Source organism: Diaphorobacter sp. LI3 (genome assembly GCF_022807955.1).
GTDB classification, from domain to species: Bacteria; Pseudomonadota; Gammaproteobacteria; order Burkholderiales; family Burkholderiaceae_C; genus Diaphorobacter; species Diaphorobacter nitroreducens.
In genome coordinates this window covers 3,507,771-3,531,737 of record NZ_CP094346.1, presented here as the reverse complement: position 1 = coordinate 3,531,737, position 23,967 = coordinate 3,507,771, and the positions used below count along the sequence as shown (strand labels likewise).

Annotated in this window: 24 protein-coding genes and 2 tRNA genes; 15 read left to right on the top strand and 11 right to left on the bottom strand. The window is 62.8% G+C overall.

All coding sequences use genetic code 11. The annotated features are described in order from the left end of the window. The 4 genes from MRB47_RS16520 to MRB47_RS16505 all read left to right on the top strand — a co-directional run bounded on the left by MRB47_RS16520 (nt 1) and on the right by MRB47_RS16505 (nt 2,159). Nucleotides 1–756 (top strand): cytochrome c1, encoded by a 756-nt coding sequence (locus MRB47_RS16520; protein WP_011804240.1) that lies wholly within the window; start codon nt 1–3, stop codon nt 754–756. Nucleotides 757–851: 95 nt separating this feature from the next. Continuing rightward, nucleotides 852–1,463, top strand: coding sequence for a glutathione S-transferase N-terminal domain-containing protein (locus MRB47_RS16515; protein WP_011804241.1), 612 nt, complete (start codon nt 852–854; stop codon nt 1,461–1,463). Nucleotides 1,464–1,495: 32 nt separating this feature from the next. Further along, a complete protein-coding gene (locus MRB47_RS16510; RefSeq protein WP_012655740.1) occupies nt 1,496–2,023 on the top strand; it encodes a ClpXP protease specificity-enhancing factor in 528 nt (175 codons plus the stop codon). 60 nt (nt 2,024–2,083) lie between these two features. Next, a tRNA-Thr gene (locus MRB47_RS16505) sits at nt 2,084–2,159 on the top strand. Between the two features lie 106 nt (nt 2,160–2,265). On the opposite strand, the gene MRB47_RS16500 is transcribed toward MRB47_RS16505, so the two are convergent. Continuing rightward, the gene (locus MRB47_RS16500; protein WP_012655741.1) at nt 2,266–2,565 is read right to left on the bottom strand and encodes a hypothetical protein; all 300 of its coding nucleotides are present in this window, start codon (nt 2,563–2,565) and stop codon (nt 2,266–2,268) included. A gap of 35 nt (nt 2,566–2,600) precedes the next feature. Here MRB47_RS16500 and MRB47_RS16495 point away from each other — a divergent pair, with 35 nt between their 5' ends. The 5 genes from MRB47_RS16495 to MRB47_RS16475 all read left to right on the top strand — a co-directional run bounded on the left by MRB47_RS16495 (nt 2,601) and on the right by MRB47_RS16475 (nt 9,161). Next, on the top strand, nt 2,601–3,566 hold the full coding sequence (locus MRB47_RS16495; protein ID WP_252101228.1) for a M23 family metallopeptidase: 966 nt from the start codon (nt 2,601–2,603) through the stop codon (nt 3,564–3,566). Nucleotides 3,567–3,701: 135 nt separating this feature from the next. Continuing rightward, nucleotides 3,702–6,455: a preprotein translocase subunit SecA gene (secA, locus tag MRB47_RS16490; protein WP_252101227.1), complete on the top strand. Its 2,754-nt coding sequence runs from the start codon at nt 3,702–3,704 to the stop codon at nt 6,453–6,455. Between the two features lie 100 nt (nt 6,456–6,555). Then, nucleotides 6,556–7,785: a bifunctional glutamate N-acetyltransferase/amino-acid acetyltransferase ArgJ gene (gene argJ / locus MRB47_RS16485; protein WP_047349962.1), complete on the top strand. Its 1,230-nt coding sequence runs from the start codon at nt 6,556–6,558 to the stop codon at nt 7,783–7,785. A gap of 54 nt (nt 7,786–7,839) precedes the next feature. Next, entirely contained in the window at nt 7,840–8,718 is an 879-nt protein-coding gene (locus tag MRB47_RS16480) for an ATP-binding protein (RefSeq protein ID WP_011804247.1), read from the top strand. Beyond that, nucleotides 8,715–9,161, top strand: coding sequence for an NUDIX domain-containing protein (locus MRB47_RS16475; protein WP_012655746.1), 447 nt, complete (start codon nt 8,715–8,717; stop codon nt 9,159–9,161). Before MRB47_RS16480 ends, MRB47_RS16475 begins: the two co-directional genes overlap by 4 nt. A 68-nt stretch (nt 9,162–9,229) precedes the next feature. On the opposite strand, the gene MRB47_RS16470 is transcribed toward MRB47_RS16475, so the two are convergent. The 8 genes from MRB47_RS16470 to MRB47_RS16435 form a co-directional block, all read right to left on the bottom strand. Further along, nucleotides 9,230–9,460: a DNA gyrase inhibitor YacG gene (locus MRB47_RS16470; protein ID WP_252101226.1), complete on the bottom strand. Its 231-nt coding sequence runs from the start codon at nt 9,458–9,460 to the stop codon at nt 9,230–9,232. A 6-nt stretch (nt 9,461–9,466) separates the two neighbouring features. Next, nucleotides 9,467–10,222, bottom strand: coding sequence for a cell division protein ZapD (gene zapD / locus MRB47_RS16465; RefSeq protein ID WP_011804250.1), 756 nt, complete (start codon nt 10,220–10,222; stop codon nt 9,467–9,469). 90 nt (nt 10,223–10,312) lie between these two features. Then, nucleotides 10,313–10,906 (bottom strand): dephospho-CoA kinase, encoded by a 594-nt coding sequence (gene coaE / locus MRB47_RS16460; RefSeq protein WP_252101225.1) that lies wholly within the window; start codon nt 10,904–10,906, stop codon nt 10,313–10,315. Between the two features lie 31 nt (nt 10,907–10,937). Next, on the bottom strand, nt 10,938–11,819 hold the full coding sequence (locus MRB47_RS16455) for a prepilin peptidase (protein ID WP_012655749.1): 882 nt from the start codon (nt 11,817–11,819) through the stop codon (nt 10,938–10,940). Next, a complete protein-coding gene (locus tag MRB47_RS16450; protein WP_012655750.1) occupies nt 11,819–13,036 on the bottom strand; it encodes a type II secretion system F family protein in 1,218 nt (405 codons plus the stop codon). The genes MRB47_RS16455 and MRB47_RS16450 overlap by 1 nt, the downstream gene beginning before the upstream one ends. A 20-nt stretch (nt 13,037–13,056) precedes the next feature. Next, the gene (gene pilB / locus MRB47_RS16445; protein ID WP_252101224.1) at nt 13,057–14,790 is read right to left on the bottom strand and encodes a type IV-A pilus assembly ATPase PilB; all 1,734 of its coding nucleotides are present in this window, start codon (nt 14,788–14,790) and stop codon (nt 13,057–13,059) included. Between the two features lie 239 nt (nt 14,791–15,029). Then, nucleotides 15,030–15,106: transfer RNA gene (locus tag MRB47_RS16440), tRNA-Pro, on the bottom strand. A gap of 21 nt (nt 15,107–15,127) precedes the next feature. After that, a complete protein-coding gene (locus MRB47_RS16435; protein WP_252101223.1) occupies nt 15,128–16,111 on the bottom strand; it encodes a polyprenyl synthetase family protein in 984 nt (327 codons plus the stop codon). A 169-nt stretch (nt 16,112–16,280) separates the two neighbouring features. Here MRB47_RS16435 and rplU point away from each other — a divergent pair, with 169 nt between their 5' ends. The 4 genes from rplU to proB all read left to right on the top strand — a co-directional run bounded on the left by rplU (nt 16,281) and on the right by proB (nt 19,303). Further along, the gene (rplU, locus tag MRB47_RS16430) at nt 16,281–16,592 is read left to right on the top strand and encodes a 50S ribosomal protein L21 (protein WP_012655753.1); all 312 of its coding nucleotides are present in this window, start codon (nt 16,281–16,283) and stop codon (nt 16,590–16,592) included. Between the two features lie 17 nt (nt 16,593–16,609). Further along, nucleotides 16,610–16,867: a 50S ribosomal protein L27 gene (gene rpmA, locus MRB47_RS16425; protein WP_011804286.1), complete on the top strand. Its 258-nt coding sequence runs from the start codon at nt 16,610–16,612 to the stop codon at nt 16,865–16,867. Between the two features lie 146 nt (nt 16,868–17,013). Beyond that, nucleotides 17,014–18,087 (top strand): Obg family GTPase CgtA, encoded by a 1,074-nt coding sequence (cgtA, locus tag MRB47_RS16420; RefSeq protein ID WP_012655754.1) that lies wholly within the window; start codon nt 17,014–17,016, stop codon nt 18,085–18,087. Nucleotides 18,088–18,160: 73 nt separating this feature from the next. Further along, the gene (proB, locus tag MRB47_RS16415) at nt 18,161–19,303 is read left to right on the top strand and encodes a glutamate 5-kinase (protein ID WP_011804288.1); all 1,143 of its coding nucleotides are present in this window, start codon (nt 18,161–18,163) and stop codon (nt 19,301–19,303) included. A gap of 46 nt (nt 19,304–19,349) precedes the next feature. On the opposite strand, the gene MRB47_RS16410 is transcribed toward proB, so the two are convergent. Then, nucleotides 19,350–20,039 carry an RNA pyrophosphohydrolase gene (locus MRB47_RS16410; RefSeq protein WP_011804289.1) on the bottom strand — a complete coding sequence of 230 codons (690 nt, stop codon included), beginning with the start codon at nt 20,037–20,039 and terminating at the stop codon, nt 19,350–19,352. Between the two features lie 90 nt (nt 20,040–20,129). On the opposite strand from MRB47_RS16410, the gene MRB47_RS16405 reads away from it, so the two are divergent. Both MRB47_RS16405 and MRB47_RS16400 read left to right on the top strand, forming a co-directional pair. Beyond that, nucleotides 20,130–21,875, top strand: coding sequence for a proline--tRNA ligase (locus tag MRB47_RS16405; protein ID WP_252101222.1), 1,746 nt, complete (start codon nt 20,130–20,132; stop codon nt 21,873–21,875). Next, nucleotides 21,872–22,552 (top strand): lytic transglycosylase domain-containing protein, encoded by a 681-nt coding sequence (locus tag MRB47_RS16400; RefSeq protein WP_409450903.1) that lies wholly within the window; start codon nt 21,872–21,874, stop codon nt 22,550–22,552. The genes MRB47_RS16405 and MRB47_RS16400 overlap by 4 nt, the downstream gene beginning before the upstream one ends. Before the next feature lie 85 nt (nt 22,553–22,637). On the opposite strand, the gene MRB47_RS16395 is transcribed toward MRB47_RS16400, so the two are convergent. Then, nucleotides 22,638–23,954, bottom strand: a complete 1,317-nt coding sequence (locus tag MRB47_RS16395; RefSeq protein ID WP_252101220.1) for a hemolysin family protein — start codon at nt 23,952–23,954, stop codon at nt 22,638–22,640. Between the last annotated feature and the right edge of the window lie 13 nt (nt 23,955–23,967).

Genomic DNA, 23,967 nt, shown 5'->3' with positions numbered 1-23,967 from the left:
ATGAAAAAACTCATCCTCACGTTGGTTGCAGCTCTGGGTCTGGTGGCTGGGGCGCATGCCGCCGGTGGTGGCATGGCCTGGGACAAGGCGCCTGTCAACACCAGCGACACGGCGTCCTTGCAGAACGGTGCGAAGCTCTTCGTCAACTATTGCCTCAACTGCCACTCGGCTGCCTTCATGCGTTTCAATCGCTTGAAGGACATCGGTCTCACGGACCAGCAGATCAAGGACAACCTGCTGTTCACGACCGATAAGGTGGGCGAGACCATGAAGTCCGCCATCGATCCCAAGCAGGCCAAGGTATGGTTCGGTGCCAACCCGCCTGATCTCACGGTGATTGCACGTTCGCGTGCAGGCGCTGGCGGAACGGGCGCCGACTATCTCTACACCTTCCTGCGCACCTTCTATCGGGACGACACCAAGGCCACGGGCTGGAATAATCTGGCGTTCCCCAATGTGGGCATGCCCCATGCCTTGTGGCAACTGCAAGGCGAGCGCCGCCCGATCTTCGAAGAGCGTGAAAGCCACGGCAAGACCGAGCATGTGCTCAAGGGCTGGGAGCAGGTTACTGCAGGCAGCATGACGCCGTTGCAATACGACCAAGCTGTAGGTGATCTCGTGAATTATCTGCAGTGGATGGGCGAGCCAGCGCAAAATACACGTGTTCGCATTGGCGTATGGGTGTTGATCTTCCTTGGCGTGTTCACGCTCATCGCATGGAGGCTCAACGCCGCCTTCTGGAAAGACGTTAAGTAAACGCTAGGTTCTTTGCCGCGCATTTCTGCGCTGCCGAGCATGTACAGAGTGGGTGCCCTGGCACCCACTCTTTTGATTTTTAGGAGCTGCTCACCATGATGGTGCTTTATTCGGGTACGACCTGCCCCTTTTCCCATCGCTGCCGTTTCGTCCTCTTCGAAAAAGGCATGGATTTCGAGATCCGCGATGTGGACCTGTACAACAAGCCCGAAGACATCAGCGTGATGAATCCCTATGGCCAGGTTCCCATCCTGGTCGAGCGCGACTTGATCCTGTACGAGTCCAACATCATCAACGAGTACATTGATGAGCGCTTCCCCCACCCGCAACTGATGCCGGGTGATCCGGTGGACCGCGCGCGCGTGCGCCTGTTCCTGCTGAACTTCGAGAAGGAATTGTTCGTTCACGTGAACGCGCTGGAGTCGCGCGCCACGAAGGGGAATGAAAAGGCATTGGAGAAGGCGCGCACGCACATCCGCGACCGGCTGACGCAGCTCGCTCCGGTGTTCTTGAAGAACAAATACATGTTGGGCGAGGGTTTTTCCATGCTTGATGTGGCCATTGCCCCCTTGTTGTGGCGCCTGGACTATTACGGCATCGAGTTGAGCAAGAACGCTGCACCATTGCTCAAATATGCCGAGCGCATTTTCTCCCGCCCGGCATATATCGAGGCGCTGACGCCTTCCGAGAAAGTCATGCGCAAGTAAGCTGCTGCGCCTTTTTCTTTTGCTTGCGTACGATGAAGCCCCAGGAATTTCCCTCCACGCGCCCCTATCTCATTCGTGCTCTGTATGAGTGGTGCACGGACAACGGCTTCACGCCCTATCTGGTGGTGCGTGTGAACGAATCCGTTCAGGTACCGCGTGAGTACGTCAACAACGGCGAGATTGTCCTGAACGCAAGCTACGACGCGACGAGCGGGCTGCAACTGGGCAACGATTTCATCGAGTTCAAGGCACGCTTCGGCGGCAGGCCGCACGACATCATGGTCCCGGTGCGCCGGGTCGTCGCCATCTATGCCCGTGAAAACGGACAGGGTATGGCCTTCCCGTTGGAAGAGGAAGTGTCCGTGCCGCCGGCCGCTGCTGTAGTGTCATCCGCGGACTCGGGCGCTGGACCGGGTGTCCCGGGCTCCACGGTTTCCGAGCGTGGTCCTGTTCAGTTGCAATCGGTGGACGGCTCTGTCAGCGATGCGCACGAGGAGGCGCCGCGACCGCCTCCGCCCACAGGAGGCGCAGGGCGTCCTTCGCTCAAGCGCATCAAATGAGGCATCTTTCAAGGTGCATCAATTTGAGCCGTGCGTTTTGAACGCTAGAATCTGGAATTCGCCGATTTAGCTCAGTTGGTAGAGCACCCGCCTTGTAAGCGGTAGGTCGTCAGTTCGAATCCGACAATCGGCACCATTGCACAGGCCGCATGTTCGCAGGGACATGCGGCTTTTCTTTTGCGTGCGGCCTTTTCTTTACGACGCCATGCCTGCGGCATAGCTAGCGTCTTTCGCCTGAGTGCTCAGGTTTGAACTTTCAGGCGTATGGAGTTAACCTCCCATCCCCGACTGCGCAGATGTGCCTCGAATGCGGGCAGCAATTGCCGGACTTTTGCGGCGGCGGCATTGCTGCGGACCAGCAGGCACCAACAAGCGCCTTCAATCGGCCCTGCCTGAATGGCGGGGCGCAGCAGCGGGGGTATCAAGCCCTCGATGGCTTTTAGCCGGGCACTGGACTCCTGGGTGAGCGCGGTCAGCTTCGCCAACGTCGGCGACTCCTGCGTGGCTTGCTGGAGTGAGATGGCGTGGTGACGACGATTCATACAGAGACTGGTCCAACCAGCGACGAGGGAAAAACGTGCAGGTGATTATTACGGATGCGTGGCTCGCGCGAAGCCGCGCCATACACCTCAGCGGTGTGCAACTGATCTGCGCTCTAGCTGGGATTTTCATGGCACTGCTGTTCATGACCGTGATGGCATACCACTGGGTGCTGATGCATGGCGTGCGCGAGGGCTGGCCCGTAGTGGGCTCCATGGCACGACTGGCTGTACAGGATGAGCAAGCCCAGCGCGAGCGGTTCATGCGCGCCAACATCGATGCGATGGCGCGCAAGCTGGGAGACATGCAAGCCCGTGTGCTCCAACTGGAATCGCTGGGTGAGCGTGTCCGAGGCCTGGCCGGTCTGCCTGCGTCCGAGGTGCAGAGCCTGCCGGGCCGTGGAGGCATGCTGGTGGCTGGGCGCCCGCTGGGGCTCGACGAACTGAATGCGGCCTTGGACGACCTGGTCGCCATCACCGGCCGGCGGACGGATTTGATGACGGTGGCAGAGTCACGCCTCTTTGACCAGCACATCCGCAAGCACTTGATCCCGACCCAGGTTCCCGTGCGCGACACGGCTGTTGGTTCGGCGTTCGGCTGGCGCATTGATCCTTTTACCGGCCAGTCCGCGTTGCATACCGGGCTGGACTTCTCGGCCGGAACCGGCACGCCCATCGTGGCCGCGGCCGGCGGCGTGGTGATCGCCCAGGAGTACCACCCAGCCTATGGCAACATGGTGGAGATAGACCACGGAAGCCAACTCGTCACCCGCTACGCCCACGCTTCCAAAACCCTGGTGAAGGCGGGAGACATCGTGCGCCGGGGACAGAAAATCGCGGAAGTGGGAAGTACGGGCCGCTCCACGGGGCCGCATTTGCATTTCGAAGTGTGGGTGCAAGGCGTGCCGCAGGATCCTCAGAAATTCCTCTTCGCGGGAGAGCCCGCACCCATGCCACACGCCCTCACGGGGCGCGCTGCCATGGGGCACCTGGCGCACAGGTAGAATCTTTCGATCAGGCCCGCCACCTCGGATTGCAGGTACTTGCAATGGTGGACGGGGGTCTCCATCTGGATTCACATCATCACAGGGATTCCGGTCGCTCTGCCGCTCGTTGGCGTGTAGTGCGGTCGTGTTCGCATGGCCACCAACTTCCTCACAAAAATATTCGGCAGTCGCAATGACCGCCTGCTCAAGCAGTATCGCAAGACGGTTGCTCGCATCAATGCGATGGAACCCGACTATGAAAAGCTGAGTGACGAGGCGCTGCGGGGCAAGACGCAGGAATTCAAGGATCGCATTGCACAGGGCGAATCGTTGGACGCTCTGCTACCCGAAGCCTTTGCCGTGGTGCGCGAGGGTTCCAAGCGCATCATGAAAATGCGCCACTTCGACGTTCAGCTGGTGGGTGGCATGGCGCTGCATTACGGCAAGATCGCCGAGATGCGCACGGGCGAGGGCAAGACGCTGACGGCGACGCTGCCCGTTTACCTGAACGCCCTGTCGGGCCAGGGCGTGCACGTGGTGACAGTGAACGACTATCTTGCGGGCCGTGACGCGCAGTGGATGGGGCGGCTGTACAACTTCCTGGGCCTCACGGTGGGTATCAACCTGCCTCAAATGCCCCGCGAAGAAAAGCAGGCCGCCTACCAGGCGGACATCACCTACGGAACGAACAACGAGTACGGGTTTGACTACCTGCGCGACAACATGGTGTACGACGCGCGCGAGCGCGTGCAGCGCGGCCTCAACTACGCCATCGTCGATGAGGTGGACTCCATCCTGATCGATGAGGCGCGTACCCCCTTGATCATCAGCGGCCAGGCAGAGGACCACACGGCGCTGTATGTGGCCATGAACAAGGTGGTGCCCCTGCTGGTGCGCCAGGAGGGTGAGGCCGACCCGCGTACGGGCGAGGGCGTGACCAAACCGGGGGATTTCACCCTCGACGAAAAGACGCACCAGGTGTTCCTGACGGAGCAGGGCCACGAGAATGCAGAGCGCATCCTGGCCAGCCAGGGGCTGATTCCGGAAGGGGCGTCGCTCTACGATCCGGCCAACATCACGCTGGTGCATCACTTGTACGCGGCGCTGCGCGCCAACCATCTCTATCACCGCGACCAGCACTACGTCGTGCAGAACGGCGAGATCGTGATCGTGGACGAGTTCACGGGCCGCCTGATGGCCGGCCGCCGCTGGAGCGAAGGCCTGCACCAGGCCGTCGAAGCCAAGGAAGGCGTGAACATCCAGGCCGAGAACCAGACGCTGGCCTCCATCACCTTCCAGAACTACTTCCGCCTCTATAACAAGCTCTCGGGCATGACCGGTACGGCCGATACCGAGGCCTATGAGTTCCAGGAAATCTACGGTCTGGAAACCGTGGTGATCCCGCCCAACCGGCCCAGCAAGCGCGACGACCAGCTCGACCGCGTGTACAAGACGACGCGCGAGAAGTACGAGGCTGCGATTGCCGACATCCGCGAATGCCACGAGCGTGGCCAGCCGGTGCTGGTGGGTACCACTTCCATCGAGAACTCGGAAATCATCGACGAGTTGCTGAACAAGGCAGGCCTGCCGCACCAGGTACTCAACGCCAAGCAGCACGCCCGCGAGGCCGATATCGTGGCCCAGGCGGGACGCCCCGGCATGATCACCATCGCCACCAATATGGCGGGCCGCGGTACCGACATCGTTCTGGGCGGCAACGTGGAAAAGGCGATCGCCGCGCTGGAGGCCGATGAGTCGCTGTCAGAAGCCGACCGAGCCGCGCGTGTGCAGGAACTGCGCGCGCAGTGGAAGCTCGACCACGAGAAGGTGACGGCACTCGGCGGCCTGCGCATCATCGCGACCGAGCGCCATGAATCCCGCCGTATCGACAACCAGCTGCGCGGCCGCTCGGGCCGTCAGGGCGACCCGGGCTCTTCGCGCTTCTATTTGAGCCTGGATGACCAGCTGATGCGCATCTTCGCGGGCGACCGCGTCAAGGCCATCATGGACCGGTTGAAGATGCCCGATGGCGAAGCGATCGAGGCGGGCATCGTCACGCGCAGCATCGAGTCGGCGCAGCGCAAGGTTGAGGCGCGCAACTTCGACATCCGCAAACAGCTGCTGGAGTACGACGACGTCGCCAACGACCAGCGCAAGGTGATCTACCAGCAGCGCAACGAGATCCTGGACGCCCCCGACCTCGGCGTGTTGATCGACGCCATGCGCGATGACTGCTTGGCCGACGTGGTGCGCCAGTACGTGCCTGCCGAGTCCGTGGAAGAACAGTGGGACCTCGCAGGCCTGGAAAAGGCGCTGGCCAGCGACTGGCAAGTATCGTTGGCGCTGCAGAAAGAGGTGGAAGGCTCGGACGCCATCACCGACGAAGAGATTCTGGAGAAGGTGCAGCAGGCCGCCCGCGAGGCCTTCCAGGCCAAGGTGGGGCAGGTGGGCGCGGAGAACTTCACGCAGTTCGAGCGCATGGTGCTGCTGCAGAGCTTCGACACCAACTGGCGCGATCACCTCTCCGCGCTGGATTATTTGCGCCAGGGCATCCACCTGCGCGGCTATGCGCAGAAGCAGCCCAAGCAGGAATACAAGCGCGAGGCGTTCGAGCTCTTCCGCCAGCTGATCGACCAGGTCAAGAACGAAGTCACGCGCCTCATGATGACCGTGCAGGTGCAATCCAGCGCCCAACTGGACGAGGCCACGCAGGCCATGGAAGACCGGGGTGAGGGTATCAGCAACGTTACCTACAGCTCGCCCACCGAGACCGGCGAAGTGGAGACGGTGGCCGATGCCGCCACCGCCGCGCAGCCTGCCGCCGCCGGCGTGCGCGTGGGTCGCAACGACCCCTGCCCCTGCGGCAGCGGTAAAAAGTACAAGCAGTGCCACGGCAAGCTGGCGTGATGCCGGCACAATGAAGAACACGGGCTGCGGCCCGTGTTCGCACTTTGGCAGTGCCTTTTCTCCTGTTTCCCCGACGTCTCTTTCTGAAGGAATACGACGCATGCCCGTGAATCTCTCCGCTCCTCTTGCATCGGATTTGCACCCCGTGGCCGGTGTGCGCATCGGCGTGACCGAAGCCGGTGTGCGCAAGGCGCAGCGCAAAGACCTGACCGTGTTCCTGCTGGACGAAGGCACCACCGTCGCGGGCGTGTTCACGCAGAACCGTTTCTGCGCCGCGCCGGTACAGGTGTGCCGTGAGCACCTGGACGGCGGCCAGGCAATTCGCGCCATGGTGGTGAACACGGGCAACGCCAACGCCGGTACGGGCGCGGACGGCCTCGCGCGTGCGCGCGCCACCTGCGAGGCACTGGCCGGCCACCTGGGTCTGGCGGCCAGCCAGGTGCTGCCGTTTTCCACCGGCGTCATCATGGAGCCGCTGCCGCACGAGCGCATTGCAGCCGCGCTGCCCGCCGCGCTGGCCGATGCACAGCCCGGCCACTGGGCGCGCGCGGCCGAAGGCATCATGACCACCGACACGCTGCCCAAGGCGTTCAGCACGCAGGTGCAGTTGGGCGGTGCAACAGTGACCATTACCGGCATCTCCAAGGGCGCGGGCATGATCCGCCCCAACATGGCGACCATGTTGGGCTTCCTGGCCACGGATGCCTGCATCGCGCCCGAGTTGCTGCGCCCGCTCGTGCGCGAGCTGGCGGACCAGTCCTTCAACCGCGTGACCATCGACGGCGACACCAGCACCAACGACTCGTTCGTGCTGATGGCCACGCACAAGGCGCGGCACGCACCCATCACCTCGCTCGACAGCGCCGAGGGCCGTCTGCTCAAGGCCGCGTTGCTGGAAGTGGCGCAAAAGCTGGCACAGGCCATCGTGCGCGATGGAGAGGGTGCGACCAAGTTCATCACGGTGCGCGTAGAGGGCGGCCAGACGGGCGAAGAGTGCCGGCAGGTGGCCTATGCCATCGCGCATTCGCCGCTGGTCAAGACGGCCTTCTTTGCCAGCGACCCGAACCTGGGCCGCATCCTGGCGGCCGTGGGCTACGCAGGCATTGCAGACCTGGACCAGACCAAGATCGACCTGTTCCTGGACGACGTGCATGTGGCCGTGCAGGGCGGGCGCAATCCGGCCTACCGCGAGGAAGACGGCCAGCGCGTGATGAAGCAAAGCGAGATCACCGTGCGCGTGGTGCTGGGCCGCGGTACGGCGGTGGACACGGTGTGGACCTGCGACCTGAGCCACGACTACGTGACCATCAACGCGGATTACCGCTCTTGAATGCTTCTCTTTTGATAGCTGTCAGCGCTTGCTAGATAAGCGCTAGAGCCGGAAATGACTGATAAATTCGACCAGCTGATCGCACGTGCGGAGCAGCTCATCTCCCGTATCGAGGCGGTCTTGCCGCAGCCATTGTCGGCGCCGGACTGGGCGGCCTCCATCGCCTGGCGTTACCGCAAACGCAGCGGCGGCCATGGTGTGCTGGAGCCGGTGCGCCATGTGGCCGCCATGCAGCTGTCCGATCTCAAGGAGATCGATGCGCAGAAAGAAAAGATCCAGCGCAACACCCAGCAGTTCGTCGAAGGCAAGCCCGCCAACAACGTGCTGCTGACCGGTGCGCGCGGCACGGGCAAGTCCTCGCTCATCAAGGCATGCCTGAACAGCTATGCACCCCAGGGCCTGCGTCTGATCGAGGTGGACAAGGCGGACCTGACGGATCTGCCCGACATTGTGGACGTGGTCTCCGGCCGGCCCGAGAAGTTCATCGTTTACTGCGATGACCTGAGCTTTGAGGATGGAGAGGCCGGGTACAAGGCCCTTAAGTCGATCCTGGACGGCTCGGTCGCCGCGGCCACACCCAATGTGCTGGTGTATGCCACCAGCAACCGGCGCCACCTGCTCCCTGAATACATGAAGGAGAACCTGGGCTACACCCACACCGACGATGGCGAGGTCCATCCGGGCGAGGCGGTGGAGGAAAAAATCTCCCTGTCCGAGCGCTTCGGCCTGTGGGTGAGCTTCTACCCGTTCAGCCAGGACGAGTACCTGGCCATCGTGGCGCAGTGGCTGGCTGCGCTGGGCGTACCCGCCCAGGCCATCGAGGCCGCGCGCCCGCAGGCGCTGGTGTGGGCGCTCGAGCGCGGTTCGCGCAGCGGCCGCGTGGCCTATCAATTTGCCCGGGATTTCGCAGGGCGGGAGGGCGAGGGCGCATGAGCGAATCGACCAGCACGCCACAGCGCAAGCACACCGAGGTCGCCGTGGGCATTCTGCTGCGAGAGGACGGGGCGATGCTGTTGTCCACCCGCCCCACGGGCAAGCCCTACGCGGGCTACTGGGAGTTTCCGGGCGGCAAGATCGAAGCCGGGGAAACCGTGGAGCAGGCGCTGCGCCGCGAACTCATCGAGGAACTGGGCGTGACCATCGGCCCGGTGGAGGCCTGGAAGGTGACCGAGCACGACTACCCGCATGCCCTCGTGCGCCTGCACTGGTGCAAGGTGCGGGAATGGAGCGGTGCGTTCGAAATGCGCGAGGGCCAAACTATGGCCTGGCAGCACTGGCCGCTGCAGGTCAAGCCGGTGCTGCCGGGCGCCTATCCCGTGCTGCAGTGGCTGGCCGAGGAGCGTGGCGAGGTGTTCGACGCTTCGCTGCTGGCGTGAGACGTTGCTTCAAAATACGTAGCTGCTTGCGCTTGCTGGATAAGCGTTAGCAGCCTTTTCTTCAAATATCACGGCTGGCGCTTGGGATCGCCGAACTCCGCATCCTCCGGCGGCGCCTCGGCCGGCATGCGGAAATCTTCGGCTGCCCAGGCCCCCAGATCGATCTGCTTGCAGCGTTCACTGCAAAACGGGCGGAAGCGGTTGGCCGGGCTGTACAGGCTCGGGCCGCCGCAGGTCGGGCAAGGCACTCGCTTGCCTTGGGGCGCAGGTGTGTCGGAGCGGGAGGGTGTGCTGGTCATGTCGTGTCAGGCGCACAGGGTCAGTTCAAATGCCGCGTCCTCGGTGCTGGGAACCAGGCGGCCGCCTTCTTCCTGGCGCATCAGCCGCACCGAAACGATGAGGCGGTTGCCGCTGATCTCCGGGATGAGTTGCAGTGCGGGGTCGATCGCCAAGCGCAGCAGCTGGAAGGTGCGGCCCTGGGGCAGGTTCTGCTGGAACTGCCCGCGCTCGGCCGCCACTTTCTGCGGCAGCCCCGAATCACGCAGCAGGCGCAGCAGCACGTAGACGGACTCTGCCAACGGCCCCAGCGTGGCGGCCCAGTGGTGCAGGTCGTGCTGGCGGTCCTGGGGCGGACGGTGCTGCCACGCGTAGTAGGCGGGCAGATCAAAGCCGCAGGTGCCCCCGGGGATGCCCACGCGGCTGCGAATGCTCATGAGCCAATCGTTCTCGGTCAACGCCTGGCCGGCCTTGCCGTTTTGCGCGTTGAGTGCGGCAAAGCACTGGTCGAGCTGGGCGATCACGCCGTCCAGGGCTTCCTCGGAGATGGAGGGGTTGCCGCGATAGGCATCCAGCTGGTGCTTGTGCTTTTCCAGATCCTTGAGCACGTCGGCTTTGAGATCTGCGCGGGCCGCCACGTCCATGACCTCGAACATGGTCACGAGGGCATAGTGATGGTCCAGGGGATGCGGGCGCGCGATGAGCTCGCCCAGCCGGCGAAACAGCTGCTCAAGCCGCAGATAGGTTCTCAGGCGTTCGTTGAAAGGGTATTCGTAAAGGATCACGCTACGGGGTTCCTGAGTGCGCACGGTGTGGGGCGGGGTGCGAGCGCTGCGCTGCGGCAGACCATTGCACACCACGCCGGTGCGAGCACATCATAGCCCGAAGAATACGGCGATCTCGCGTGCCTTTGTTTGCAAATCTGACAGCGCCAACCCGTCGTTGTAGACCACCAGGTCGGCGGCCGCGCGGCGCGTGGCGCGTGGGCTCTGTGTGGCCATGATGGCGCGCACGGCATCGGCGGTCAGACCGCTGCGCATCTGCACACGCTGAATCTGCGTCTCCTCCCGGCAGTCCACGACCAGGACGGCGTCCAGCTGCCGGGCCCAACGGGGCGACTCCGTCAGCAGCGGAATGTCGAACACGATGAGTGCGTGGCCCGCGTGGTGCGCCTGTGCCGCAGCGTGTGCGATCTCGCGTCCCACGAAGGGGTGAACGATGGCTTCCAGGCGCTGCTTCGCCGTGGGATCGCTGAAAACGAGGGTGCGCATGCGTGCCCGGTCCAGCGCGCCGTCGGTGATGTAGTCGGGCCCGAACTTGTCGCGCAGGGCCGCGATGGCGGCGCCTTCCGCCTCGGTCACCGAGCGGGCGATGGCATCGGCGTCGATCAGTGCCGCGCCGTTCTGTCGCAACATGCCGGCCACCGTGCTTTTGCCGCTGCCGATGCCGCCCGTCACGCCCAGTTTCACCGAGCGGGGACCGGCCTGCCCAGAGCCCACCTTAGAGCCCCAGCACGGAAAAGACGGCCTGCATGATGCGCCCGGGGCCCCACAGCATGGCGGCCATGCCTCCTCCCACCAGGAACGGGCCGAAGGGGACGTACTTGCCTTCGCGCAGGGTGCTGGCCAGCTTCATGGCGATGCCGACGATGGCGCCGATGACCGAGGCCAGCAGGATGATCGGCACGAGCGCCTGCCAGCCAAACCAGGCGCCCAGCGCGGCAAACAGTTTGAAGTCGCCATAGCCCATGCCTTCCTTGCCTGTGGCCAGCTTGAACCCCCAGTACACGGACCAGAGGGACAGGTAGCCGGCCGCGGCGCCGATGACGGCATCCACGGGCTGCACTTCAATCCAGCGCAAGACGGCCGCAAGCAGGCCCGCCCACAGCAACGGCAACGTGATGTCGTCGGGTAGAAGCGTGGTGTCCCAGTCGATGCATGCCAGCGTGACCAGCGCGGCCGAGAAACCGCACCACGCGGCGGTCGTGAGGCTCCAGCCCCAGCGGAGCGCGCATGCATAGAACAAGGCACCCGTCGCCAGCTCTACCAGCGGATACCGGGGGCTGATGCGCGTGCCGCAACCCGCGCACCGGCCTCGCAGGGCTAAATAGCTCAGGACCGGAATGTTCTCGTACCAGCGGATCGCGTGGCCGCAGGAGGGGCAGCGTGAACGCGGCTTGGACAGGCTGAGGGGCTCGTTGTCGGCCTCAGGAAGCGCCGCCGAGGAAAGCAGCCCTACATCCTGCCCGTACTGCCGGCATTCTTCGGCCCATTGCCGTTCCATCATGCGCGGAAGGCGATGGATCACGACGTTGAGAAAGCTTCCGATCAGCATCCCCAGGACGCCCACCAGCACGGCGTCCACTGCTAGCGAGCCTGTCATCAAACCACTTGCCCGAGCTTGAAGATCGGAAGGTACATCGACACCACGATGCCACCGATCAGCGTGCCCAGGAACACGATGATGATGGGCTCCATCAGGCTGGACAGGCCGGCCACCATTTCATCCACTTCGGCTTCATAGAAGTCGGCGGCCTTACCCAGCATGTGGTCGATGGAGCCGGATTCCTCGCCGATCGCACACATCTGCAGCACCATGGAGGGGAATACGTTGGCATTCCCCATGGCGGCCGTCAGGCTGGTACCTGTGGAGACTTCCTGCTGAATCTTCTCCGTCGCGATGGCGTAGACCGAGTTGCCCGATGCACCGGCCACCGAGTCCAGTGCCTCCACCAATGGCACACCGGCAGCGAACATGGTCGACAGGGTGCGGGTCCAACGGGCAACGCAGGACTTGTCGATCAATGCACCGAAGATGGGCATTTTCAACAGGAAACGGTCCATGAAACGCTGCATTTTTTCGCTGCGCTTCCAGGCCTGCATGAAGAAGTAGAACCCCCCGCCGATGACGCCGAATATCAGCCACCAGTAAGCCACGAAGAACTCGCTGATGGCCATCACGAACAGGGTAGGAGCGGGCAGGTCGGCGCCGAAGGAAGTGAAAACCTCTTTGAACGCGGGAATCACGAAAATCATGATGATCGTCACCACGACAAACGCAACGATGATCACCGAGATCGGATACATCAGCGCCGACCGGATCTTGGATTTGATGGCCTCGGTCTTCTCCATGTACAGGGCCAGCCGGTCGAGCAACGCTTCCAGAATACCGGCGGCTTCGCCGGCCTCTACGAGGTTGCAGTAAAGGCTGTCGAAGTACATCGGATATTTACGGAATGCGGCATTCAGGGACGTTCCTGTCTCCACATCTCCGCGGATATCGTTGAGCAGCTTGGTCACACTGGGATTGGTATTACCCCGGCCCACGATATCAAATGCCTGAAGCAGTGGAACACCGGCCTTCATCATCGTGGCCATCTGGCGCGTGAACAGCGCGATGTCTTTGGGCTTGATCTTTTTGCCCGCGCTCATCCGGCGCTTCTTGATCTTGGTTGGCAGAACGCCCTGCCGCCGCAGCGTCGCCTTGACCTGGTTCTCTCCCGCAGCGCGTACTTCGCCGCGCACGATCTTGCCGCTACGATCCTTGCCCTCCCACTCGAAGACAAAGTCCTTGATGCCCCTCGATGCAACGGTCGCCATTGTTTTCTCTCTCGATTTGTTTATTCGTTGGTGACAGCCAAGACCTCTTCCAACGAGGTCAACCCCATTTTTGCCTTGTGAAGCCCGGATTCACGCAGAGAACGGACGCCTTCCAGGCGTGCCTGTTCGGCAATTTCCAGTGCGCTTCCATCGCGCAGGATGATGCGCTGGATTTCTTCGGACACCGGCATGACCTGGTAAATGCCCACGCGCCCCTTGTATCCGTTATTGCAGGCGGAGCAGCCCACCGGTCGGTAGGTAACCCATGAGCCGTCGATCTCCTCGTCCCGGTAGCCGGCCTCCAGCAGCGTCTCATGCGGAATGTCCACGGGCGCCTTGCAATTGGGGCACAAGCGACGCGCCAGTCGCTGCGCCGTAATAAGAATCACGCTGGATGCGATATTGAAGGGCGCGATGCCCATATTGCGCATGCGCGTCAATGTCGTGGAAGCGTCATTGGTGTGCAGGGTAGAGAGCACCAAGTGACCCGTCTGCGCGGCTTTGATTGAAATGTCTGCCGTTTCCAGATCCCGGATTTCACCCACCATGATGATGTCCGGATCTTGGCGAAGGAATGACTTAAGCGCGACGGCAAACGTGAGGCCGGCTTTCTCGTTGACGTTGACTTGGTTTACACCGGGGAGGTTGATTTCCGAAGGGTCCTCAGCGGTCGCAATATTGACGCCGGGCTTGTTCAACAGATTGAGACATGTGTAGAGCGATACGGTCTTCCCGGAGCCCGTGGGCCCGGTCACTAAGATCATTCCATAAGGGCGGTTGATGGCCTGCAGCAAGCGCTCCTTTTCCTCGGGCTCATATCCCAGTGCGTCAATACCCAGCTTGGCGCTGCTCGGATCGAGAATACGGATCACGATCTTCTCGCCAAAGAGCGTAGGCAGGGTGCTGACGCGGAAATCGATAACCCGGTCCGGCCCAACCTTGAGCTTCATGCGGCCATCCTGGGGCACGCGTTTTTCCGAAATATCCAGGCGGGAGATCACCTTGATGCGCGAGGCCAGCTTCTCCTTGATGGCAATAGGCGGCGATGCGATTTCGCGCAATTCGCCATCTATGCGGAAGCGGACACGGTAATGGTGCTCGTAGGGCTCAAAATGCAGATCGGATGCACGCATATTGAAAGCATCCAACAGCATCTTGTGCAGAAATTTGACAACGGGAGCATCCTCGACTTCCGCGGGATTGTCGGCATCCTCGTCCGGAGCTTCATCAACGGGAATGTCGCCGAACTCAAAATCATTACTACTGTTAATGCCGTCGAGCGTTTCTGTACCGCTCTTCGTGCTCGCCTCAATCAAGCGGAGCAGCTTGTCATATTCCGTGATGATCCAGTCCACCCCCATTTGTGTGGTGAACTTGATCTTTTCTGCGGCCTCTTGAAATGTCGGATCCGCGGTGGCGACGATGAGCCGGTTATTGCGCTTACTGAGAGCGATGACTTTGTAGGACTGGCACAGTTTGACGTCCAACAGGTCTTTGGGGATGCGCTGCCGGTCGATCGCATCGACATCTAGCAAGGGGGCACCAAATACGGTTGATACCGTATGGGCCAGATCACTTGGCGTGATGATTTTCGATTCCGTGAGCTCTGCAATAAAGCTACTGCGGCTATTTTGTGACTTTTTGTAAATCTCTTCCGCCGCTTTTTGATCCAATTTGCCCACAGACATCAACGCGCGCGCCAGTCCGGGTAAGGCGATGGGTTGAGCTTCTTTCTGTGTGTCGATAGCAGCCATGTAACTAGCGGATTCTTATGGAAGGAAGGGAAACTCTTCAATCATCGCCGATCGCCCAAGGTGTGTACAGGCTTAATGGCGCAAGCGTTGTGTGAGTGACATTTGCCCCAGCCGGCGGCTTAAGGGCAGCATGGGCTCTGCGAGGGCAACCGCATTAAAGATCTGCGGTTCCTTGGCATTCCGGGCGGCGTCCAGATGCAAAAAAGCCCCGCGATGCAGGGCTTGGACATGAAAATAACTGGTCGGGGTGAGAGGATTCGAACCTCCGGCCTCTACGTCCCGAACGTAGCGCTCTACCAGGCTAAGCTACACCCCGATTCTGCCGCGATCGCCGATGCTAAGTTCGACGCTCCAACAGCTGAGCCGCCAATTGTAGCAAACCTTTGGAGTGCGGATTGATTGGTAAGTGAGCCGCTGCATCCATCGCGAGTTGTGCCTGTGTGGCGGCAGCCTGGCGCGTAGCATCCAAGGCGCCAGTCTTTTTGATAATGGAAATGACGGAAGATAGTTCGTCGGTGCTTCCTGTCTCGATGATGCTGCGCAGCAAGGCTTGCTCTTGGGTATTGCCTCGCTGCATAGCGATGATCAGCGGCAGGGTGACTTTTCCTTCCCGAAGATCATCGCCCAGATTCTTGCCCATTTCGTGGGCATTTCCATCGTAGTCCAGCACATCGTCGATCACCTGGAACGCGGTGCCCAGAGCTTGGCCGTAGCTCGCGCAGGCGTGTTCTATTTCTGGCGGACTGGCTGCCAGAACGGCCGCGAGACGCGCGCTGGCCTCGAACAGCTTGGCCGTTTTTGAACGTATGACGTTCAGATATCCTGATTCACTCAGGGACGCGTCATGCGTGTTCATGAGTTGCTGTACTTCGCCCTCGGCAATGACATTGGTTGCCTCTGCCAGGATTTCCATCACGCGCAGGCTACTGGTCTCCACCATCATTTGGAAGGCGCGCGTGTACAGGAAGTCACCCACAAGTACGCTGGCGGGATTGCCAAAATTTTCATTGGCTGTCGGTCGCCCGCGTCGCAGCGTAGATTCATCGACCACGTCGTCATGCAGCAAGGTGGCCGTGTGAATGAATTCCACTACCGCCGCCAGATTGAACCGTTGCGAACCTGTATATCCGAGGGCGCCGCTCATCAGCAGAAGCAGTGCCGGCCTCAGGCGCTTGCCGCCGGCGGAGATGATGTAACGGGCGACTTCGCCGACAAGCGGGACGGCGGATTGCAGGCGGGATGCGATGACCTTGTCCACCTCTTGCATGTCGTCGGCTATCAAGGCGAGGGTGGCGGCGGTGCTGGGGGAGTTGGCGGCCAAGGTGAGTGCGGGTGCGGAGAAGAAAGAAGGATTATAGGAAGGGTGGCGGGGCTGTCTGCCTGCGGGAAGCACAGGAGGCTGCTGCCTCTAGGCGGGGTTGACGACTCATGCTAGAATCGCCGGCTCTGCGGAAGTCCGTCCGTAGAACTCCAACTCAGATGAGGTTTACATGTACGCGGTCATAAAAACCGGTGGCAAGCAGTATCGCGTTGCTGCCGGCGAAAAAATCAAAGTAGAACAGATTGCTGCGGAAGTAGGCCAGGAGATCGTGATTGACCAAGTTCTGGCTGTCGGCAACGGCGCTGAACTCAAGGTTGGCACGCCCCTGGTGTCCGGCGCAACGGTGAAGGCCACGGTCGTGGCTCATGGCAAGCACGACAAAGTGCGCATTTTCAAGATGCGTCGTCGCAAGCACTATCAGAAACGTCAAGGCCATCGTCAGCAGTTCACCGAACTGCAGATCCAGGCGATTGCTGCTTAAATCAGGGAGCTGATCTCATGGCACAGAAAAAAGGCGGCGGCTCTACGCGAAACGGGCGCGACTCCAAGCCCAAAATGCTCGGCGTGAAGGCTTACGGTGGTGAGCTGATCAGCGCGGGTTCCATCATCGTGCGCCAGCGTGGTACGCGCATCCATCCCGGCGTGAACGTCGGCGTGGGCAAGGACCACACGCTGTTTGCCCTGGTGGATGGCCACGTGTCGTTCGGCACGAAGGGCGCTCTGTCCAAGCACACGGTCAGCGTGACGCCTGCTTAAGGCCCTTCGCCGCTGACGCGACAACAAAGCCCCGACCCGTCGGGGCTTTGTTGTTTTCAGCGCCTGGCGCAGCCGCGCGCATGCGTGATGGCGCCCTTTTGCGCACCCTCCGGCGCCCAGGTGCGCTTTTTGTAAACTGGATACCCATGAAGTTCGTCGACGAAGCCTTTATTGACGTAGCCGCCGGTGACGGTGGCAACGGCTGTGTCTCGTTCCGGCACGAGAAATACAAGGAGTTCGGGGGGCCCGACGGTGGAGACGGCGGGCGTGGGGGGCACGTGTTCGCCGTGGCGGATCCCAATCTCAATACGTTGGTGGACTTCCGTTATTCACGCCGGCACGAGGCCAAGCGCGGTGAGCATGGCAAGGGTTCCGACATGTTCGGTGCCGCGGGTTCCGATATCACGCTCAAGATGCCCGTGGGCACCATCATCAGCGATGCCGACACGGGCGAGGTGCTGTTCGAACTGTTGACGCCGGGCGAGGTCATCACCATCGCCAAGGGCGGCGACGGTGGTTTTGGCAACATGCGTTTCAAGAGCGCGATCAACCGTGCGCCGCGGCAAAAGACGCCCGGCTGGCCCGGCGAGCGTCGCAACCTCAAGCTGGAGCTGAAGGTGCTGGCCGATGTGGGCCTGCTGGGCATGCCGAACGCCGGTAAGTCCACTTTCATTGCGGCGGTGTCGAACGCGCGGCCCAAGATTGCCGACTACCCTTTCACGACGTTGCACCCCAACCTGGGCGTAGTACGCGTGGGGCCGGAGCAGAGCTTCGTCGTCGCCGACATTCCCGGCCTGATCGAAGGGGCCTCCGAGGGCGCTGGCCTGGGGCACCAGTTCCTGCGCCACCTGCAGCGCACACGGCTGCTGCTGCACGTGGTGGACCTGGCACCCTTCGACGAGGCGGTGGACCCGGTGGCCCAGGCCAAGGCCATCGTGGGCGAACTGAAGAAATACGATGCCGGACTGTATGAAAAGCCCCGCTGGCTGGTCCTCAACAAGCTGGACATGGTGCCATCCGAAGAGCGCGCTGCGCGGGTGAAGGACTTCGTAAAGCGCTTCAAATGGAAGGGCCCCGTGTTCGAAATCTCCGCGCTGACGCGCGAAGGCTGCGAGCCCCTGGTGCAGTCCATCTTCCAGCACGTGCACGCCCAGCAGCTGGCGCAGAATGCGCCGGCTGAGGTGGACCCGCGCTTCGCTGGTGAGCCACCGCGTGGGTGATGCGAGGATTGCTATTTAATTTATAGCTGTTGGCGCTTGACTGACAAGCGCTAGGGCCTAATTTCTTATAAAAATGGTGTCCAGTGTATTGCGCGACGCGCGTCGCATCGTGGTCAAGGTAGGGTCCAGTCTCGTCACGAATGAGGGACGGGGGCTGGACGAGGTGGCCATTGGGGAGTGGTGCCGCCAACTGGCAGCGCTGGTGCGGGGGCAGGGGGGCGAGCCGCGCGAGGTCATCATGGTCTCCAGCGGAGCGATCGCCGAAGGCATGAAGCGCCTGGGCTGGAGCAGCCGCCCCGGCGAGATCCACGAACTGCAGGCCGCTGCCGCCGTGGGACAGATGGGGCTGGCGCAGATGTACGAGACCAAGCTGCGCGAGCAATCCATGGGCAGTGCGCAGGTGCTGCTGACCCATGCCGACTTGGCGGACCGCGAGCGTTACCTGAATGCCCGCTCCACCCTGCTGACGCTGCTGCGCTTGGGCGTGGTGCCGGTGATCAATGAGAACGACACCGTAGTCACCGACGAGATCAAGTTCGGTGACAACGATACTCTGGGGGCTCTCGTCGCCAACCTCGTCGAAGCCGACGCGCTGGTGATCCTGACCGACCAGAAGGGGCTGTACACCGCCGATCCGCGGCGCGACCCGCAGGCGCAGTTCGTCCACGAGGCACAGGCTGGCGATGCGGCGCTGGAGGCGATGGCCGGCGGCGCGGGCTCCAGCATCGGCAAGGGCGGGATGATCACCAAGATCCTCGCGGCCAAACGTGCGGCGGGCTCGGGTGCTTCCACCGTCATCGCATGGGGGCGGGAGCCGGACGTGCTGCTGCGGCTGGCCCGGGGCGAATCGATCGGCACGTTGCTCGTGGCGCAGACGCAGAAGAACCAAGCGCGCAAGCAGTGGATGGTGGACCACCTGCAACTGCGTGGCTCCGTGACGGTGGATGCCGGCGCGGCGGCCAAGCTGCGCGAAGACGGCAAGAGCCTGCTGCCGATCGGCATGGTGGCGGTGGAGGGCGACTTCGTGCGCGGCGATGTGATCGCGGTGCGCGACCCCGGCGGCACAGAGATCGCCCGCGGTCTCGCCAACTATGCGAGCGCCGAGGCGCGCCTGCTGTGCCGCAAGCCTTCCGCAGAGTTTGAGCGCCTGCTGGGGTACGCGGCCGAACCGGAGATGGTTCACCGCGACAACATGGTGGTGCTCGGCGCGCGATGACGCTTAAGAAGGGTGCGTCTTGCGGACGCGTGCCTTGTTACACACGCTAGGCGTCCAGTGGTTTCTTGGGGACGGGCAGGGTAGGCAGCGCCTCCAACGGCGCTGGCACGCTGTTTTGCGGGTCAGGGTCGAAGCTGGCGCCCGGAGGCAGTTCCATCCCGGGCTTGACCAACAGTGAACTGGTACGGGGCAGCGAGGCTTGCCCGCTGCTTTCGTGCTCGCGCGTACGCATGCCGCTGCGCAAATAGCGGTTGCGCTGTTCGTGGCGCGGCAGAAAACGCGCCAGTTCAGTCAGCGCCATCTCATATACGCCTCGCTTGAACTCGACCACCACGTCCAGCGGAACCCAGTAGTCGTTCCAGCGCCAGGCATCGAACTCTGGATGGTTGGTGGCGCGCAGGTTCAGGTCCCAGTCGTGCCCCAGCAATTGCAGCAGGTACCAGATCTGTTTCTGACCCTTGTAGTGTCCGCGTGCATCGCGGCGGATGAACCGGTCTGGCACCTCGTAGCGCAACCAGTCCCGCGTACGGGCAATCACACGCACCTGGGGCGGCAGCAGTCCTACCTCTTCGTGCAGTTCCCTGAACATGGCCTGCTCGGGGGTTTCTCCGCGGTCGATGCCGCCTTGAGGGAACTGCCAGCTATGGGTGCGTATGCGCTTGCCCCAGAATACCTGGTTTCTCTGGTTGAGCAGGATGATGCCGACATTTGGGCGGAATCCGTCCCGGTCGAGCATAATCTAACCCCAAATTTTTAAAACTGCGGTCATTATGCACGCTACCTCGCGTGCGGCAAGCGCACCCGCCCCAGTTGTCAAGCCCGTTCGATGAAAGCTTCCCAATTTTTCATTTCCACCTTGAAAGAGGCGCCTGCCGACGCCGAGGTTGTCAGTCACCAACTCATGATGCGCGCAGGCCTCATCAAGAAGTTGGGTGCCGGGATTTACAACTACATGCCCATGGGCCTGCGCGTGATCCGCAAGGTGGAAGCCATCGTGCGCGAGGAGATGAACCGCGCAGGTGCCGTGGAATGCACCATGCCCCTGGTGCAGCCCGCCGAGCTGTGGCAGGAGACTGGGCGCTTCGACAAGATGGGCCCCGAGTTGCTGCGTATTCACGACCGCCATGGGCGTGACTTCGTGATCCAGCCCACCAGCGAGGAAGTGGTCACTGACATCGCACGCCAGGAACTGCGTAGCTACAAGCAGCTGCCCAAGAACCTCTACCAGATCCAGACCAAGTTCCGCGATGAACGCCGCCCGCGCTTCGGACTGATGCGCGGGCGCGAATTCATCATGAAGGACGCCTACAGCTTCGACCGGGACCAGGCCGGCGCCAAGGCGAGCTACCAGGTGATGGCGCAGGCCTATCGCCGCATATTCGACCGCTTCGGCCTGCGCTACCGCGCCGTGGCGGCGGATTCGGGCGCCATCGGCGGCGACTTGAGCGAAGAGTTCCAGGTGATCGCCGCCACGGGTGAGGACGCGATCGTCTACTGCCCCGCCAGCGATTACGCGGCCAACATGGAAAAGGCCGAAGCGCTGGCCCCCGCGGGCGCGCGTCCCGCGGCCAAGCAGCCGCTGACGGTGACACCCACGCCCGGCAAGAGCACCTGCGCGGACGTGGCCGAACTGCTGAGCGTGCCGCTGAGCACCACGGTGAAGTCGCTGGTGCTGGCCACGGACGAAACCGACGCGGCGGGCGAGATCATCCGCAGCCAGGTCTGGCTGCTGCTGCTGCGCGGCGACCACGACATGAACGAGATCAAGGTGGCCAAGGTGCCGGGCCTGGACGCGGGTTTCCGCTTTGCCACCGTGGCCGAGATCGTGGACTACTTTGGCTGCAAGCCGGGCTACCTGGGCCCGCTGAACCTGCAGAAGCCGGTGAAGCTGGTGGTGGACCGCGACGTGGCCGTGATGGCCGACTGGATCTGCGGAGCCAACCAGGAAGGTCACCACCTCACCGGCGTGAACTGGGGCCGCGACCTGCCGGAGCCCGACATGGTGGCCGACCTGCGCAATGTGGTGGCTGGCGACCTGTCGCCGGACGGCCAGGGGGAACTTGCCATCGAGCGCGGCATCGAAGTCGGCCACGTGTTCTACCTCGGCACCAAGTATTCCAAAGCCATGAATGCCACCTTCCTCGGCGAAGACGGCAAGCCCGCCTTCTTCGAGATGGGCTGCTACGGCATTGGCGTCACGCGCCTGCCGGCAGCGGCCATTGAGCAGAACCATGACGAGCGCGGCATCATCTGGCCCGATGCCATCGCCCCGTTCACCGTGGTCATCTGCCCCGTGGGCATGGACCGCAGCGAAGCCGTCAAGGCACAGGCCGAGTCGCTGTACGCCGACCTGCTAGCCGCCGGTGTGGACGTGATCCTGGACGACCGCGGCGAGCGCCCGGGCGCCATGTTTGCCGATTGGGAATTGATCGGCGTGCCTCATCGCGTGACCATTGGCGACAAGAGCCTCAAGGAAGGGCAGGTCGAATACCAGCACCGCCGCGATGCATCTGCCACCAAAGTGGGCGTGGCGGACATCCTGGCGCATGTGAAGGAACGGCTGGCAGCATGAACGCGGCGGGAGGTGGTCCAATGACCGACGAACGGCAGGGCCGGCTGTCGCGCCGCGCCTGCCTGGCCTCGCTGGCGGCGGGGCCGGCTGCATGGCTGGGCGTGGCTGCATCCGCACATGCGGGGAGCCAGCTGGAGGAGCCGTTGATCGATTCCGTGCGCACCGCGCTCAGCTCCGCCGTGGCAGACCTGGCACCGCCCGAGCCGCTATTTGCCTCCACCGAGGCACGTCTGCTGTATCTGCGCTGGCTTGGCACCATGAGCGACCGCCTGCGCCGGCGCAAGCCCGAATGGGAAGTGCGCCGCGACTTCCTGCAGACGGTGTGGTACGAGTCCAAGCGCTCGGGGCTGGATGTGTCGCTGGTCATGGGCCTGATCCAGGTGGAGAGCGCGTTCCGCAAGTTCGCCGTCTCTCCGGTGGGCGCGCGCGGCTATATGCAGGTGATGCCATTCTGGACCCGCGTGATTGGTGACGGCGACCCGGGCAAGCTGTTCCACATGCAGACCAACCTGCGCTTTGGCTGCGTGATCCTGCGCCACTACCTCGACCGCGAGCGGGGCGATCTGTACATGGCGCTGGGCCGCTACAACGGCAGCCGGGGCAAGGCGCCGTATCCGAGCGCCGTGTTCGCAGCGCAGCGCAACTGGTTCTTCCAGGAGCGTACTTCGGACGCCTGATCTGCCGTCGGCCAGCGGGCCATACCGCGTCTTGCAGATGGCCACACACGCCGGCTGGTGCTGCCCTTGTCAGCAGCGCCGCCCCTTATTCAACGGGCAGCACTGGTTGGGGTGCGCCTTCCAGCCTTGACACCATCACCTGGTCGATGCGATAGCTGTCCACGTCCAGCACTTCGAACTTGTAGCCCCCGAAGGTCACGCTGTCGGTGCGGCGCGGCACCCGGCGCAGCATCACCATCAGAAAGCCCGCCAGGGTCTCGTACTCATCGGCGTGCGGCAGCTCGTCCAGGCCGAGGGCGTGCAGCACGTCGGACACGGGCGTGGTGCCGTCGATGAGCCAGGAATTCTCGTCGCGACGCACGATCTGCTCCTCATCCGCCGGGCCCACCAGGTCACCCATCACCGTGCTCATCACATCGTTGAGTGTGACCACGCCCACGACCAGGCTGTATTCGTTGACGATGACGGCGAAGTCCTCATGCACCTGGCGGAACTGCTCCAGCACTTCGGCCAGCGACAGCCGGTCCGGCACGATGAGCACCTTGCGTACCAGGCCCTCGTCGGCCAGCGAGATGGGTTGGTTGTTCAGCACGCGCTGGAACAGGTCCTTGGCGTCCACGTAGCCGACCACGTGGTCGATGTCGCCTTCGCACACGGGGTAGGTGGAAAACGGCTCGGCCGCAATGCGTGCGCGGATCACCGTGTCGGGATCGTCGCGCAGGAAATAAGCCACGCGGTCGCGCGGCGACATGCTGCTCGCCACGCTGCGCGTGTCCAGCTCGAACACGTTCTCGATCACCTGCTGCTCGCGCGCGGCCAGCACGCCGGCGCGCGCGCCAGCTTCCATCATGGCCAGGATGTCATCGGAGGTGACGCGGTCGTCGCGCAGCGCGTTCATGCCCAGCACGCGGAACAGCAGGTCCGCGCAGCGGCTGTACAGCCATACCACGGGCCGCAACAGCGCCATGGTGGCCTGCATGGGCGCCACCACGCGCAGCGCCAGGCGCTCGGGCTCCGCCATGCCCATGCGTTTGGGGAACAGGTCGGCAAACAGGATGAACAGCGACGTGATGACGGTGAATGACAGCAGGAAACCCGCCGTCTGCGCATGCGAGGCGCCCAGCCACATACCGAAGAAGCCGGAGAAGTGCGGGCTCAAGGTGCCTTCGCCCACGATGCCGCCCAGCACGGCCACGGCGTTCTGGCCGATCTGTACGGCGGTGAAATAGTCGCCCGGGTTTTCCTGCAGCCGCAGCACGCGGTCGGCGCGGTGGTCTCCCTCGTCGGCCAGCTGGCGCAGCCGCAGGCGGCGCGATGCCGCAAGGGAAATCTCGGCCAGCGAGAAGAAGGCACTGGCCCCGATGAGGGCGGTGATGACGATCAGGCTTTCGGACAAAGGCATGGAGCGAGGATGC

What these genes read in the sequence shown, in the direction of transcription:
- MRB47_RS16520 (WP_011804240.1), top strand. Translation starts at nt 1, where the DNA reads ATGAAAAAACTCATCCTCACGTTGGTTGCAGCTCTGGGTCTGGTGGCT.
- MRB47_RS16515 (WP_011804241.1), top strand. Translation starts at nt 852, where the DNA reads ATGATGGTGCTTTATTCGGGTACGACCTGCCCCTTTTCCCATCGCTGC.
- MRB47_RS16510 (WP_012655740.1), top strand. Translation starts at nt 1,496, where the DNA reads ATGAAGCCCCAGGAATTTCCCTCCACGCGCCCCTATCTCATTCGTGCT.
- MRB47_RS16500 (WP_012655741.1), bottom strand. Translation starts at nt 2,565, where the DNA reads ATGAATCGTCGTCACCACGCCATCTCACTCCAGCAAGCCACGCAGGAG.
- secA (WP_252101227.1), top strand. Translation starts at nt 3,702, where the DNA reads ATGGCCACCAACTTCCTCACAAAAATATTCGGCAGTCGCAATGACCGC.
- argJ (WP_047349962.1), top strand. Translation starts at nt 6,556, where the DNA reads ATGCCCGTGAATCTCTCCGCTCCTCTTGCATCGGATTTGCACCCCGTG.
- MRB47_RS16480 (WP_011804247.1), top strand. Translation starts at nt 7,840, where the DNA reads ATGACTGATAAATTCGACCAGCTGATCGCACGTGCGGAGCAGCTCATC.
- MRB47_RS16475 (WP_012655746.1), top strand. Translation starts at nt 8,715, where the DNA reads ATGAGCGAATCGACCAGCACGCCACAGCGCAAGCACACCGAGGTCGCC.
- MRB47_RS16470 (WP_252101226.1), bottom strand. Translation starts at nt 9,460, where the DNA reads ATGACCAGCACACCCTCCCGCTCCGACACACCTGCGCCCCAAGGCAAG.
- MRB47_RS16455 (WP_012655749.1), bottom strand. Translation starts at nt 11,819, where the DNA reads ATGACAGGCTCGCTAGCAGTGGACGCCGTGCTGGTGGGCGTCCTGGGG.
- MRB47_RS16450 (WP_012655750.1), bottom strand. Translation starts at nt 13,036, where the DNA reads ATGGCGACCGTTGCATCGAGGGGCATCAAGGACTTTGTCTTCGAGTGG.
- pilB (WP_252101224.1), bottom strand. Translation starts at nt 14,790, where the DNA reads ATGGCTGCTATCGACACACAGAAAGAAGCTCAACCCATCGCCTTACCC.
- rplU (WP_012655753.1), top strand. Translation starts at nt 16,281, where the DNA reads ATGTACGCGGTCATAAAAACCGGTGGCAAGCAGTATCGCGTTGCTGCC.
- rpmA (WP_011804286.1), top strand. Translation starts at nt 16,610, where the DNA reads ATGGCACAGAAAAAAGGCGGCGGCTCTACGCGAAACGGGCGCGACTCC.
- cgtA (WP_012655754.1), top strand. Translation starts at nt 17,014, where the DNA reads ATGAAGTTCGTCGACGAAGCCTTTATTGACGTAGCCGCCGGTGACGGT.
- proB (WP_011804288.1), top strand. Translation starts at nt 18,161, where the DNA reads ATGGTGTCCAGTGTATTGCGCGACGCGCGTCGCATCGTGGTCAAGGTA.
- MRB47_RS16410 (WP_011804289.1), bottom strand. Translation starts at nt 20,039, where the DNA reads ATGCTCGACCGGGACGGATTCCGCCCAAATGTCGGCATCATCCTGCTC.
- MRB47_RS16405 (WP_252101222.1), top strand. Translation starts at nt 20,130, where the DNA reads ATGAAAGCTTCCCAATTTTTCATTTCCACCTTGAAAGAGGCGCCTGCC.
- MRB47_RS16400 (WP_409450903.1), top strand. Translation starts at nt 21,872, where the DNA reads ATGAACGCGGCGGGAGGTGGTCCAATGACCGACGAACGGCAGGGCCGG.
- MRB47_RS16395 (WP_252101220.1), bottom strand. Translation starts at nt 23,954, where the DNA reads ATGCCTTTGTCCGAAAGCCTGATCGTCATCACCGCCCTCATCGGGGCC.